The 13,605-nt window shown below is 53.3% G+C and carries 12 protein-coding genes and 1 tRNA gene; 2 read left to right on the plus strand and 11 right to left on the minus strand.

Going from position 1 to position 13,605, the window contains the following annotated elements; genetic code table 11:
- Positions 1 to 66: 66 nt before the first annotated feature.
- The 5 genes from ACTOVJ_RS00005 to ACTOVJ_RS00025 form a co-directional block, all read right to left on the minus strand.
- On the minus strand, positions 67 to 405 hold the full coding sequence (locus ACTOVJ_RS00005; protein ID WP_449504302.1) for a hypothetical protein: 339 nt from the start codon (positions 403 to 405) through the stop codon (positions 67 to 69).
- A 115-nt stretch (positions 406 to 520) separates the two neighbouring features.
- Positions 521 to 775: a hypothetical protein gene (locus ACTOVJ_RS00010; RefSeq protein WP_449502004.1), complete on the minus strand. Its 255-nt coding sequence runs from the start codon at positions 773 to 775 to the stop codon at positions 521 to 523.
- Between the two features lie 591 nt (positions 776 to 1,366).
- Complete coding sequence (locus ACTOVJ_RS00015) at positions 1,367 to 1,582, minus strand: hypothetical protein (protein WP_449504301.1); 216 nt, start codon at positions 1,580 to 1,582, stop codon at positions 1,367 to 1,369.
- 18 nt (positions 1,583 to 1,600) lie between these two features.
- Positions 1,601 to 2,242, minus strand: a complete 642-nt coding sequence (locus ACTOVJ_RS00020) for a hypothetical protein (RefSeq protein ID WP_449504300.1) — start codon at positions 2,240 to 2,242, stop codon at positions 1,601 to 1,603.
- 140 nt (positions 2,243 to 2,382) lie between these two features.
- Positions 2,383 to 2,631, minus strand: a complete 249-nt coding sequence (locus ACTOVJ_RS00025) for a MerR family transcriptional regulator (protein WP_449504299.1) — start codon at positions 2,629 to 2,631, stop codon at positions 2,383 to 2,385.
- 73 nt (positions 2,632 to 2,704) lie between these two features.
- Between ACTOVJ_RS00025 and ACTOVJ_RS00030 the strand changes: the two genes are divergently transcribed.
- On the plus strand, positions 2,705 to 2,986 hold the full coding sequence (locus ACTOVJ_RS00030) for a helix-turn-helix domain-containing protein (RefSeq protein ID WP_449502051.1): 282 nt from the start codon (positions 2,705 to 2,707) through the stop codon (positions 2,984 to 2,986).
- Here ACTOVJ_RS00030 and ACTOVJ_RS00035 read toward each other — a convergent pair.
- The 6 genes from ACTOVJ_RS00035 to ACTOVJ_RS00060 form a co-directional block, all read right to left on the minus strand.
- A tRNA-Thr gene (locus ACTOVJ_RS00035) sits at positions 2,942 to 3,014 on the minus strand. The two genes, ACTOVJ_RS00030 and ACTOVJ_RS00035, sit on opposite strands and share 45 nt — an antisense overlap.
- Before the next feature lie 75 nt (positions 3,015 to 3,089).
- The gene (locus ACTOVJ_RS00040) at positions 3,090 to 4,613 is read right to left on the minus strand and encodes an alpha/beta hydrolase (RefSeq protein WP_449503226.1); all 1,524 of its coding nucleotides are present in this window, start codon (positions 4,611 to 4,613) and stop codon (positions 3,090 to 3,092) included.
- Between the two features lie 143 nt (positions 4,614 to 4,756).
- Positions 4,757 to 5,965 (minus strand): DNA polymerase III subunit delta', encoded by a 1,209-nt coding sequence (locus tag ACTOVJ_RS00045; protein ID WP_449504298.1) that lies wholly within the window; start codon positions 5,963 to 5,965, stop codon positions 4,757 to 4,759.
- Entirely contained in the window at positions 5,962 to 6,576 is a 615-nt protein-coding gene (gene tmk, locus ACTOVJ_RS00050; protein WP_449502008.1) for a dTMP kinase, read from the minus strand. Before tmk ends, ACTOVJ_RS00045 begins: the two co-directional genes overlap by 4 nt.
- 113 nt (positions 6,577 to 6,689) lie before the next feature.
- A complete protein-coding gene (topA, locus tag ACTOVJ_RS00055) occupies positions 6,690 to 9,422 on the minus strand; it encodes a type I DNA topoisomerase (protein WP_449504297.1) in 2,733 nt (910 codons plus the stop codon).
- A 144-nt stretch (positions 9,423 to 9,566) separates the two neighbouring features.
- The gene (locus ACTOVJ_RS00060; RefSeq protein ID WP_449504296.1) at positions 9,567 to 11,075 is read right to left on the minus strand and encodes a methyltransferase; all 1,509 of its coding nucleotides are present in this window, start codon (positions 11,073 to 11,075) and stop codon (positions 9,567 to 9,569) included.
- A gap of 130 nt (positions 11,076 to 11,205) precedes the next feature.
- Here ACTOVJ_RS00060 and ACTOVJ_RS00065 point away from each other — a divergent pair, with 130 nt between their 5' ends.
- Positions 11,206 to 13,590 carry a DEAD/DEAH box helicase gene (locus tag ACTOVJ_RS00065; RefSeq protein WP_449504295.1) on the plus strand — a complete coding sequence of 795 codons (2,385 nt, stop codon included), beginning with the start codon at positions 11,206 to 11,208 and terminating at the stop codon, positions 13,588 to 13,590.
- The last annotated feature ends 15 nt before the right edge of the window (positions 13,591 to 13,605 follow it).

Consider the following 13,605-nt stretch of genomic DNA (forward strand, 5'->3'; position numbering starts at 1 on the left):
CCCCCTCAACCCCCCCCCCACTCCCCCGCGGCCCCCCCCTTTTTGCCGCCGCCCCCCCCCGCTTCTTTATCCTTGCCAGTCGTGATTATCGCCCGGGTGTTCCTCGTGTTGGGGTGGCACCGTGACTGGTGCGGGCGTGGTGTTCGGTGCTGGTTCGGGTGCGATTTTTGTTTTGAGGAGTTTTGCGATCAGTGGGTTCGGGGTGAGAGCGTGAACGATTTTGGTCTTTGACATTCCGAATTGTTCGAGTTCGTCACGCAGTTTCACGATCTCAACATGTAGTGGTTTGACCTGTTCGATGAGTTCGATGAGACGTCGCATGACGTCTTTTTTCCGGTCGAGTTTCGCGATCTCGTCGGCGAAGAGTTGATCAGCGACTTTGTTAATTTCGCGGCGGCTAGCCATGGTTTTGTCTCCTTGAAGTGAGTGCCACCGGCGATGAATCTCCGCCGCAATGATACCCCACACCATACTTCTCCATCACGCGCGCACAGCGCGCGCCACTACCATGTGGAGTGTTTTAGGCGCGGAGTTTTTCGCGTGCGAGTGCCGAAGTGGTCATCCCTTTTGCTTGCGCTTCGCGTTCCAGTTTCGCCCATAAGCTCGCCGGAACCCGAATCCCTTTCGTGATCATCGGTTCCGTGTGTGCTTCCCATGGTCGTCCCTGCACTGTTTCAAACTCGTAACCCGGGAAGCCGTTTTCGGCGTCGTTTGCCCAGCGGGCAATGTCGTCATCGGTGAATATTTCGCCGGTACTTGCCTGATATGTGGTCATTGTGAGAGCTCCTTTCGGAATCCTTTTGTCAAATAATTTGCGTGAAAGATCAGAACACTGTGGTGATTTTCCACGACAAAAACAATTTCAATCGCGCGAGCCTGGTTGTCGTATCCGATCATCGCCCACCGTGGTGGGTCACTCTTTTCATCTCGTTTTCGCCCAAATCGCGCGTGGTTACCTGTCTCGTAAGCGCGCATAATCTGATCATGTGTCAGACCGTGTTTGAGTGCGTTTGAGTGAATCCGTATTCGCATGACGCCTCTCTTTTCAACGCTCGACTCATCGTTATACACATAGTATAACAGACCGTTCAGCGTGGTGCTATACGTTCAATGTGACGCGCGTTTTCGACGCTGACACGCTCACATTTTCGTCTGTGCTTCGCGCATTGCGCGCCCCTCCCCGACTGGGGAGGGGCGCGAAAAAGGCCGAACACGCGAGGCGTGTTCGTCGTTTTCCGAATACCTAAATCGAAAAATCACTAGGACTTTCGACCTGGGTGGTGAACCGTGTTCCAGCACGGTTCACCACCGCTTCAACTAATGCGTGGATAGTCTCCTTTCCAAGTTCTGACAGGTACCCGCAAGGTCACGGACACTCGCCCATCTTGAAGTCCTTGCCCGAGGTGTCACCCCATTGGCAAAAGTTGCCGCCAGTGCTGGTATCGATCCAGCCACCACCGAGCTTGTCCCCCGGCTTGGCCGTGTAGGAACGCTTGATTGCTTCCTCACGTGAAACCGACCCCGACTTCTTGGAAGCCGTGGTCTTCTTCGGCACGGGTGCCTGGCGAGTTGCTCGCTTCACTGAGGGGGTTGAACGCTGCTACGTCCCAGACTTCGTCGCCGCCTGCGTACCACTACGCTTCGGGGTCGTGTACTGCTGCCCAGCCGGCGCAGCCTGCGACGAGACTTGCGGCTTGCTTGCTGCTGCTTGTGTTTCAGCATCTGCTTTCGCCTTCGCATCCGCTTTTGCTTTGGCTTCAGACTGGGTTTTCACCCATACTTCGTGTGAGGCTTCAACAGCGCCGCGGGCATCATCAAGACGCAAAACAGCCTGCGCGAGTTCACTCCTTGTCTCGGAAGCGGTTTTCGCTGCCGCCTCATAATCCGCCACACTCGCGTCTTGCTTCGCAAAATGTGAAACTGCCGTCAGTGCGCCCGCATCCGTCAATGCGCCCGCCAGAGTGTCACACACTTTCGTATCCACCACCTGGCTGGCACAATCCTTCGCATCCGCTTTTGCTTTCTCCAGCGCGGTATCGAAGGTGATCTTGGCTTTGTCCATCGCACCAGCCTGCGCCGTGTAAGCAACACGGGCATCATCAAGAGCCTTCGCCTGTACGGACGAGTAATACATCCACCCGCCCGCGCCAAGCCCAAGAGCAACACCCGCCGCAACAATGCCCCAAACCAGATGACGGCGACGTCGTGTAGATACTTCACTGCCCTTTTCCTCTAGTGCCACTAGCCTGACACGCAACACTACCGTTGGCCATTATCTGGCCATGCTTCTCAATACTCATTGGACTCCCCTCTCCACGTTGAGTATCACTGACGATGTCGTCCTAAAAAATTTCCATCCACACTGTGCACGATCATCACACCTCACCCCTCATTAGGAGAATCCGCGGACGTGGACATCGGCTCAAGGAGCTGATGAATCTGAGAGGAAGGAAAACGCAGTTGCCCACCGGGCAGCGTAATAGCCGAGACTTTGCCCGTCGCCACCCACCGAGTCACAGTGGTGGGAGAAACGCGCATAATCTCTACCACTTCTCTAGTAGTTAGGAGTTCGGCTCCCACAACAACCACGCTTTCTACATTAGATGTATCGTTTTGCAACAATGGTGGCATGACAGTTTTAAGTAATGACCACGCTCTTACCGTCCAACCAGATACGCGGGTCGGTGAACAAGTGTGCCTTTGGATGCACCGGCGAGGAAAGAATCAGCAAGACATTGCTGAAATGCTACAAATTCGCTCCGCAACCGTCTCGCGCAAAATCGCAGGAAAAACTGCATGGTCAGTCTCAGACCTCGTGAAAACCGCAGCATTTCTCAACGTCTCAATTACGGATCTTCTTCCAGAAGATACGGTGGAGATTGAGCAAAAGAAAATGGCCTCAGACTCTAAGGAGTCCAAGACCAACTTCGGGCTTTATCCGAGCCACCTGTGGGAATCGAACCCACGACCTATTCATTACGAGTGAATCGCTCTGCCGACTGAGCTAAGGTGGCGTTGCACTGCAACTTGATCAATGTAGCGGATGTGAGGCAGTCATTTCAAATGCACGCCCCACATCCGCTTGTGATTCATGCCGCGCAACGTTTTCCGTCCTGTGGGACTTTCCCATCAAGGAGATAATCGTTAATTGTGTTTTCGATGCACTTGCCGCCGCGCGGATAAGCCGTGTGACCTTCGCCTTCAAAAGTTACAAGCACACCGTTATCAAGCCCTTTAGCAAACTTTTGTGCCCATTCATATGGAGTAGCAGGATCGCCTGAAGTCCCGACAACAACGATTGGTGCCGATCCCTTGGCCTTAAAGTTCTCGACCACGTCCAGACCCGACTTCGGCATGACTTGGCACTGGTATTCCGAATATGGCATCAGTGGCCCAAGAATCGGAGCTTCTTTCGCAGCAATCTCCGACTGTTTGGCCCACTTGGCTTCATCACCACTGAGAACAGAATCGGCACAGCTGATCGCTGTATTGGCCACCATCATATTATTAATGAAATGCCCTTTGTCATCGATACCGGCATAAGCTCGGAAGAATGCGTCAAACAAGGTGCCTTTATTCTGTTTAAAAACTTCCTCAAATGCCTTGTTGAGGTAGGGCCAGCTCTCATCGGAGTACAGAGGGGTGATATAACCGATCGTCAAAGCTGCCTGTGTTAAAAGTTCATGATCCGTCGGAATCGGTTTGTGTTCAGTTTTCTTGAACAGATCAATGATTTTTTGGCGTGCCTGGTCACGATTACCAGTAAAAGGACAACCTTCTTGGGTCAAGCACCAATCAAGATAGTTATTCGTTGCAATTTCAAAGCCCTTCAGCTGGGCAAGATAATTATCAAATCCGCTGATAGTCGGATCCACAGCTCCATCGAGAACCATGCGACGAACATTCTTCGGGAAAAGTTCAGCATATGTACCACCAAGTTGTGTTCCGTACGAGTAGCCGAGGAAGTTCATCTTGTCGGAACCAAGAAGGTGGCGAGCAAGATCAAGATCCTGCGCAGCTTCGCGCGTACCGACAAACTTGATTGCTTCGCCAGTGTTCGCCACACATGCGTCGACAAATTTCTTCACAGCCTCATTTTGACGCTTTTGCCCATCTGGGGTGTGCGGATAGGTGGTTGTTATAAATTCCAACAACTGTTTGTCATCCAGGCACTTCACTGGCATCGACTTTCCGACACCACGCGGTTCGACTGCAACGATGTCATACGCCTTCGTGAGTTTATCAGGGAATTGCAGCGATGAGGATTCCACCAGCTCAGTAGCTGATCCACCTGGCCCTCCGGGATTAACAAAGAGCACATTTCCATGCGAGTTCTTTCCGACGGCTTTTTCCAACGGAATCGTGACAGTCTTCCCATCAGGGTGTGAGTAGTCCATCGGCGCTTCCATCGTGGAGCACATGAAGTCTTTGTCTTTACACGGAACCCATGAGATCTTTTGCCCATAGAACTTTTCAAGACCAGCTGGAATTTCAGTTGTGGAGGCAATGGTGTGATTCGGGGTGTGAGACGTAGACGACTGCTGTCCAGGCGAGGCCGAACAGGAAGCTAAAGCAGCGATGCTCATCGCGGCGAGAATTTTTTTCACCTTCATGTGCTCCACCCTACCGGACATCGACTGAAATCCATGCACATCTGAAAATGATGTGAAAAGGGCGTGCAACAAAGCTAACTGTGGAAAAGACGCACCACCCCTTCCACACTAATCGGAGGTGTCACCTCGATACAGACATGCTCTTAGATCCGCAGACCCATCATTGCCGCTTCCATTGCCAATTGCGGAGCTACGTTGGCCGAAAGACGTTCGCGTGCCACGTTCAGTTTCTCAATCTTGCCCAGAACCTGTAAAGCCGTCAGTTTCCCCGCAAGCTCAGAGATCGCCTCAATGTAGTCCTGATTAATGAGATCCACATCAGAGCCCAGTTGGGTGACAAGAACGTCGCGATAGAGCCCGATCGCATAGATGAGTTCACGATCAAGGAGATCACGTTGAGAACGAATCGCGCGCTTCTTCTGCGAATCAAGGGCTGCTTTAATTTCACCGCGCATCGACGGCGGAACTTTCGAATCCGCATCTAGGCCGTATGCTTCCATAATCGTACGTTTCGCCGCATCAGCTTGGGCATCTTTGGCTGCCTTGGTAGCTTTCGCCCCTCCCTTGGCAGTTTTTTCGCCTCGCATCGCATCTTCGTCAAGCAAACGAATCGCCGCCATTTCCGCATCACCAACGCCCTTGATCGACACAATCGCATCGAGCGTATGCCGCCGGATAACCGCGGCTCCATCCTCGTTCAATGCCAAAGCCCTGGCCACACCAACATGCGACTGTGAAGCGCGAGCCGCAAGAATCGCGCGTTTAGGATCGACACCGTCGCGCTGAATCAGAAGGTTCGCCACTTCCTGCGCCGACGGCGTGACAAGGCTGACACCACGACAGCGCGAACGAATTGTTGGCAGCACATCACCTGGAGCCGCAGTACAGAGCATCCACACAGTATGCTCGCCTGGCTCTTCAATGGCTTTCAAGAGAACATTTGTGGTTCGCTCGACCATGCGATCAGCGTCTTCAATCAAAATAATTCGGTAGTACCCCTGCGAGGGCGCCACAAAAGCACTTGCAACATACTCACGCACTTCGTCGGCAGAAATAGTGACGAGATCCGTCGAGACGGTAGTCAAATCCGGATGGTTATCTGCCATAGCTGCATGGCATCCGGGGCACTCTCCACATCCAGGTTCTGGTCCAGTACACAGTAGCGCAGCGGCGAGAGTACGCGCAGCAAGAGAACGTCCTGATCCGGGTGGCCCAGTAAAGAGCCACGCGTGGCTCATCGCTGACGACGTTGCCATCGATTTTCCACGAGCTATCGACCTGCCGACGTCGGCTGCTGCCTTGAGCACCGAGATAGCAGATTCTTGTCCGACCAAGGAGTCAAAAACGCTCATCGGTGTTCGTCCAAGAGAGCATCAATCGCGCTGAGCGCTGCCGCAGTCACATCAGCAATCGGGGCGCTGGCATCAATAACGACAAAACGCTCAGGTTCCATCTGAGCCATGTGCAAGTAGGAGGAACGCACAGATTCATGGAAGTCACGGCCTTCGGCTTCAAACCGATCTTTCTGCCGACCAACCCGAGCGGCACCAACATCGACGGGGACATCGAACAACAGTGTCAGGTTCGGGGTCAGACCATCAGTTGCCCACACCGAGAGTTTTCTGATTTCGTCAGCACCAAGCGACCGCGCAGCTCCTTGGTAAGCCACGGATGAATCGATGAAACGATCTTGGAGAACGATGGCACCTTTTTCGAGTGCTGGGCGCACACGCAGAGCAATGTTTTGGGCGCGGTCAGCGGCATACAGTAAAGCTTCGGCTTTTGACACCACTTCTCCCTCAGCGAGGAGAAGACGACGAATTTCGGAACCAAGTTGAGTCCCACCAGGCTCTCGCGAAGTCACAACGGGCAAACCGCGCGCCTTGAGAGCTTCCTTCACGGCGAGGATCTGGGTGGATTTCCCCGAACCATCACCACCTTCGAACGTGATAAAAAGTCCCATCGTTGCCTTTCTTTTCACGCCCGCACTATGGCGCTCTACGAATTGTCTTACTGAACTACCTTACGCGACGGTGAACGTCGGCGACAGGTCATCGACTGACGGTGCCCAGCTCACTATTTCTCTTGTGACGCTTTCGTTGTTGCCTTTTTTGCCGTGCTCTTCTTTGCAGTAGCCTTCTTCTTTCCCGTACCGGCCGCGGTCTTCTTCGTCTTATTTCGAGCCTTCGGACCGCCTTGCTCAGCAATTTTCAGACGGCGAGCGACGAGAAGCTCTTGAGCACGCTCAGCTGTGAGCTGGTTGATATCGTCCGCACGTGGAACTGAGGCATTCGTTTCCCCGTCAGTGACATATGGCCCGAAGCGCCCATCTTTGAGAACAATGTTCTTTCCACTGACTGGATCCGGCCCGAACTCAGCTAACGGCGGCTTCGCAGTGCGCGCGCCTCGCTTCTTCGGCTCAGCAAAAATCTTCTCAGCCTCGTCAAGAGTGATGGTGAAGATCTGCTCTTCGCTCTCAAGTGAGCGCGAATCCGATCCCCGCTTCATGTATGGCCCATAGCGGCCATTTGTCGCCTCGATCATCTCACCCTGAGATTCACCGACCTGACGTGGCAAACTCAGCAATTTCACTGCCTCGTCCAGGGAAACAGTCTCAGGATGCATTGATGCAAACAGGGATGCTGTACGCGGCTTGGGCTTGACTTTCGAGACCTTGCCAGTTGGCGTTAGTTGGACGGCGTCGTCAGGAAGGATCTCCGAAACGTACGGACCGAAACGTCCGTCCTTGACCACTATCTCATACCCGGTGTTCGGATCCTTACCGAGGCTACGATCTCCTTGGAGCGCAACCTCAATTAGTTCCTTCGCCTTGTCAAGATTGAGTTCATCGGGAGAAACATCGTCAGGAACATTGGCGCGCTTGAGCTCACCTGTGGTCTCATCTATCTGCTCAAGGTAAGGCCCATAGCGGCCTACGCGGACGGAAATGCCCTCACCGATCTCAATGGTATTGACTGCTCGAGCATCAATTTCACCCAGAGAATCCACCTGTTCATGCAGTCCGACCCTACCGTCGCCACCCTTGTAGAAACCGCTGAGATAGGCCACGCGATCTTCATGCCCCGTGGCAATTTTGTCTAGATCTTCTTCCATCTCAGCCGTGAAATCATAGTCAACGAGAGTCGGAAGATTCTCTTCTAGCAGGCGAATAACCGAGAAAGCTGTCCATGTCGGGACGAGGGCCTGACCTTTACGTGAGACATAACCACGGTCAATAATCGTTGAAATTGTTGACGCATAAGTGGACGGACGCCCAATGCCTTTTTCTTCCAGAGTCTTCACCAAGGATGCTTCGGTGTATCGCGGAGGTGGAGTGGTTTCGTGTCCAGCCGCCGACGCTGAACGCTCCTCAAGTATGTCACCCTGTGTCAGTTCCGGCAGGCGGCTCTGCGCCTTATCCTCATAGCGTTTAGCGTCCGCGCCCTCTTCGTACGCTGACATGAACCCCGGGAAAGTAATAATCGTTCCTGAAGCACTCAGCGTGGCACTTTGAGCACCTGCAGCCCCAGACAATGGAGCCTCAATCTTGATTGAAGCCGTTGAACCCTTGGCATCTTCCATCTGCGAGGCAACTGTACGCTTCCAGATCAACTCGTAGAGGTCGTATTCACGCCCCTGAAGTTGCCCAGCAACTTCAGATGGCATCCGGAAAGAATCACCCGATGGACGAATAGCTTCGTGCGCCTCTTGGGCACCCTTGGACTTGGACGCGTAGTAGCGCGGTTCAGACGGCAACGATGCTTGACCATAAAGTTCACCGATCTGAGCACGCGCCGCATGAATCGCTTCACTCGAGAGGTTCACCGAATCCGTACGCATGTACGTAATGAATCCGTTTTCGTAGAGCGACTGTGCAATTCGCATGGTGTCACGCGAGCTCAATCGCAGCTTACGCGATGCTTCCTGCTGGAGAGTCGACGTCGTAAATGGAGCGGCGGGACGCCGCTTGTAGGGCTTCGTTTCGACGCTCAAAACCTTCGCCTGTCCGGCTTGGAGAGCCGCAGCAATATCCTGTGCTTCCTGAGCAGTCAAGATTCGTACGCCTGCTTTCGCGGACTTCGCGACGAGCTGACCGGCATCATCGAAATCTTTTCCGGACGCCACACGCGCGCCGTCGATCAACGAAAGCTTCGCCTCAAATTCCTCATTCTCTTTCGCTAAAGCGGCTGTCACATCCCAATATGAAGCTGGAACAAACGCCATACGTTCGCGTTCGCGTTCAACAACCAAACGGGTTGTCACCGATTGCACGCGCCCTGCCGACAGCGAAGGAGCTACTTTGCGCCACAAGAGCGGTGATACTTCGTACCCCACTAACCGATCAAGAATACGGCGAGACTCTTGCGCATCAACGAGCTGAGTATCGAGTTCACGTGTGTTATCAAGAGCACGCTGGATCGCTTCTTTCGTAATTTCATGAAAGACCATGCGCTTGACTGGAACTTTCGGCTTCAAAACCTCCAGAAGGTGCCATGCAATCGCTTCACCTTCTCGATCCTCGTCCGTCGCGAGATAGAGGGCATCAGCTTGCTTGAGCTTTGCTTTGAGTTCGGTGACTTTCTTTTTCTTATCCGGATTGACCACGTAATACGGATCGAAATCGCCCTCAACATTAACTGCAAATTTCCCGTAGGGGCCCTTTTTCATATCTGCGGGTAAAGCTGAAGGTTGCGGGAGATCGCGGATATGCCCGACCGACGCTTCGACGTCGTAATCACTTCCGAGGTACTTGCCGATTGTCTTCGCCTTGGCAGGAGACTCGACGATCACCAGTTTCGTCACTGACATTCCTTCTTTCTTGCCCGACTCAGGGTGCATGGATAAACCGAACTGTGCTTCGGCTTCCCCCGAATCGTACTCACATCTGCCCCACCGCGTGCAAACTGGGCGCGTCGGGTTGTGAGTATATGGTGTCCGAAAAGAGCCTGTGGATTATTTATGCTCCACGAGCATTCCCAGTCGAATCATCCGTGTCACATCCGATGCAATTTTTTCTTTAATCTGTTGTGCATCTTGCCCAAGAAGCTCTCCAAGAGCAGCGATAATCTGGCCTGCAGACAGTTCACCATCACACACTGAAATGAACCCCGCAAGCTCCGTACCAGCAAGAATTTCTTCACCGAACGCATCCGTTTGAGTGAATTTCATCAGCCAAGGGTCTTCCGCTCCCGGCGAATAAAACCGGTGCTCAGCAACATCGACTGCCATGAAATACGCATCTGAGGGGAAATCGTCACGTGCTGCGAGAGCACGCTGATTCCACACACGCTCCATGTACTGACGTGGGTTCGCCGGAGCTCCCCCGCGAAGCTCAACATGAACGTGCACCGGCTCATTCTCCGGTGATTCCTGGGCGCCTAAAAGGACATATCCAAAGCCAATCGCTTCAATACTCCGATTGTGGAAGTCTCTGAGCCATGCCCGGTAGGCAGCAGAAAAATCTGGTGAACCAACCCGCAATCCGCCGTCGCGTATCCATGTCTCCACGTACTGTTCAGGATCTATCACGTCTCGCTGAACAATCAGTGAATCGCACGCCGCTGCCCATGACTCAGGACGAACATGCCACGCCTGACCTTGGGAGATTTCCCAATTAGCCAAGAGATATCCACGTCCGCTAGGTGTCATATGCTGACTAATCCCGCGCACGACGGTTTCAACTACCGAATCGCCTGCCAGTGACCCGTCACGATATTCCATCTCCCCCAGAAGGTCACGCACAGCCGCAGGCGTGATAACGAACGGGGGATTTGACACCACAACATCAAACTTCTCACCCAGCACCGGTTCAAATAACGACCCTTCGCGCCAATCGACCCTGACGCCGTTGAGAATCGCATTGAAACGTGCAAAGTCGAGTGCGCGTGTGGAAATATCGGTTCCCACCACATCTGCTCCGGAAAGTGCAGCTAAAATCGCATGAAAACCACATCCGGTGCCAATGTCAAGCACACGCCCGCCCGCTGGGTAATCTGCCAGCGACGCTAGTGTGCGCGTTGCACCACCGATACCCATCACATGATTCGCTTCCAGACGTTTACCGGCAAGCGCGCCACAATCGTGAGCAAAATAAGCAGTTTTTCTCGGACCCACCTCATAAGCCGTGATTTGAAAAGGGCAGGTATAACGCACTTTGTTTGCGTCATCTTGTACAGCGGATAATTTCTCCCCGTGGTGTACAGGAGCAGTCGTGAGTAAAGCTGAACGATCCGTCAACGACGGTAACGCAATAGACAGTTCCTCGTCTGTGAGAGCCTCTCCGAGCAAGAAAAAACGAATCAGAAGAGAGGCAGGATCAGTTTTCCCTTCAAGCGCTACCGACGCTGGGATAGGCATGTCGCGTTGTAGAGCCGCGAGCGCCGACGCCGGAATACGTTTCTTCATGGCGGGCAATGTGTAGGGAGCAAGGTCAGCTGGGTCAAACGGCAAAGAAGTGGTCATGACATTCATTGTGACATGTCAACCTTGTGAGATGAGAGTCCATCTCCGAGCAAGACTGATGAGCAAAGAAAAATGGCCATCCGTGATGGAGAACCTACCCTGAACACCATTTTCGGTGCACACTTATTCGGTGGCTACTTTGCTTGATGTCGTTCGCGCACACGGGGCGGATCAGATCACCGGAATCACACAGGTTCGCGCACGCTCCGCTCGTTTTGGTGAGTGGGGTGAGTGGATTGCGCCTTCAGTGCTTGAGGCGCTATTCGCTGCCCAACTTCCTCAACCCTGGGTTCACCAGGCGCATACTTCCAATCTTCTTCACGAAGGACACCACGTAGTTCTGGCAACGGGCACCGGAAGCGGAAAATCGTTGGCAGCATGGGTGCCAACCTTGAGCGCAATTGAAGAGAATCGCGATGCCCATTCTTCACTTCGTCACCTCAAACGACATCCCACTGCTCTGTACTTATCTCCGACCAAAGCGCTCAGTGCAGATCAAGAGCACTCATTGCGTGCTCTCGCGAATTCTGTGAACCCCCAGATCGGTATTGCAACAGTTGATGGTGACGCAGACGCTTCGACCCGTAGGTGGGCACGTGACTACGCCGATATTGTCTTGACCAACCCTGACTTTCTTAATCACTCGCTTCTCGGTTCCGCCCAACGATGGAGTCGCCTTTGGCGCGGTCTCAGTTTCGTCATTATTGATGAGTTCCACTCTTATCGTGGAACATTCGGTTCAAACGTCGCTCTGGTAGTTCGCAGACTCTTGCGTCTGGCTCGCCACTACGGAGCACATCCGAAAGTCATTTTTCTCTCCGCAACATGCGCTAATCCTGCTGAGAGTGCGCAGCGATTCCTTGGCGAAACTTTTGGTCCTGTCATTTCTGTGACCGACGACGGTTCGCCGCAAGGTGCACGGCAGATCGTTACATTACAGACGGCACCTTTGAGAGATGAGGACGCGAAGAACCACACAATCGTCCCATCTCGTGATGGGGAACTGACCGATGTCAAACGTCGATCCGCAAACACAGAAGCAGGTGAACTCACTGCCCGCTTAGTGGCAAGCGGAGCAAATATCTTGACGTTCGTCCGATCACGCCCGGCAGCAGAGAGAGTCGCCGAAGTCACACAGGAGGCACTCGCGCATCACGCACCCCACCTTGAAGGAAGTGTTGCTGCTTATCGAGGCGGTTATCTCCCTGAGGAACGACGTGATCTCGAAAAGAAACTACGATCAGGAAATCTTCGAGCACTGGCCACAACATCGGCGCTTGAACTTGGTATCGATGTTGCCGGGCTCGATGCTGTCATCGTGACGGGATGGCCGGGCACTCATGCATCATTCCAGCAGCAGATAGGACGGGCAGGAAGAGCGGGAAAGAATGGACTCGCCGTGTTTATCGGTCGTGATAATCCGCTTGACCAGTATGTCCTCTCACATCCTGATTCTCTTTCGTCGACTCCAGCTGAAACAAATGTTTTTGATCCAACAAACCCGTGGATCCTCCCTTCACATGTGTGTGCAGCTGCAGCAGAGCTGCCGTTGACAGAGGTAGATGCGGAAATTTTTTCGCTTCCTGATTCATCCCTTTTCGCCTCTCTTTGTGACGAGGAGCTGCTTGTCCGCCGACCCACTGGCTGGTTTTGGAACCCTGCCACACGCATGTCAGCACATGGGCTCGTCGATATGCGAGGTGGAGGAACCACTGTGTCGATTATCGATTCTGAGTCCGGTGCCCTTCTCGGCACCGTTGACGAGGGACGAGCCGAATCCACAGTTCACCCAGGGGCAATTTATCTCCACCAAGGCGTCCCGTATCAGGTGGAAAGTCTCGAATCAGATGTCGCTTTAGTTCATCTTCACCGTGAAGATGAACTACGTACCTACCCTCGGGAAGAAACCCATGTCGAGATTCTTCAGACGCTGGAGACCACGAATGCAGGTGCTGTGACTTGGAATTACGGAAAAGTCGTTGTCACCAAACGAGTCGTTGGCTATGACATTCGCAGAGTGAAAGACGGAATGTATCAAGGAATGGTTCCCCTCCAAATGCCACTTCATCAGTTTGAAACAACTGGGTGTTGGTTAACGATGACGGAAGGTTCCACGCACAAATATGGCATTGCTGCCAGCGACTTAGCCGGAGCTCTTCACGGAGCAGAACACACAATGATCGGATTGCTTCCCCTTTTTGCAACATGTGATCGTTGGGATCTTGGAGGACTTTCAACGACCCTTCACAGCTCAACTGGCCACCCCACAGTGATTGTCCACGACGCGATGGCAGGCGGAGCAGGAGCAGCTGAGCGAGGTTATGCGGCAGGAATCGACTGGTTGGAAGCCACCCGACAGACACTGGAGTCATGCCCATGTGAGGATGGCTGTCCACGATGTGTCCAGTCACCAAAATGTGGAAACAATAATTCACCCTTATCGAAGGCTGGAGCACTGCGGATTCTGGAACTGGCGACCACTGCTCTGCAGCAATCTCATTCGGCTCCTGCATAATCGGATGAGAGGCAG

It is taken from the genome of Arcanobacterium sp. (ex Cirak et al. 2026) (assembly GCF_053585065.1).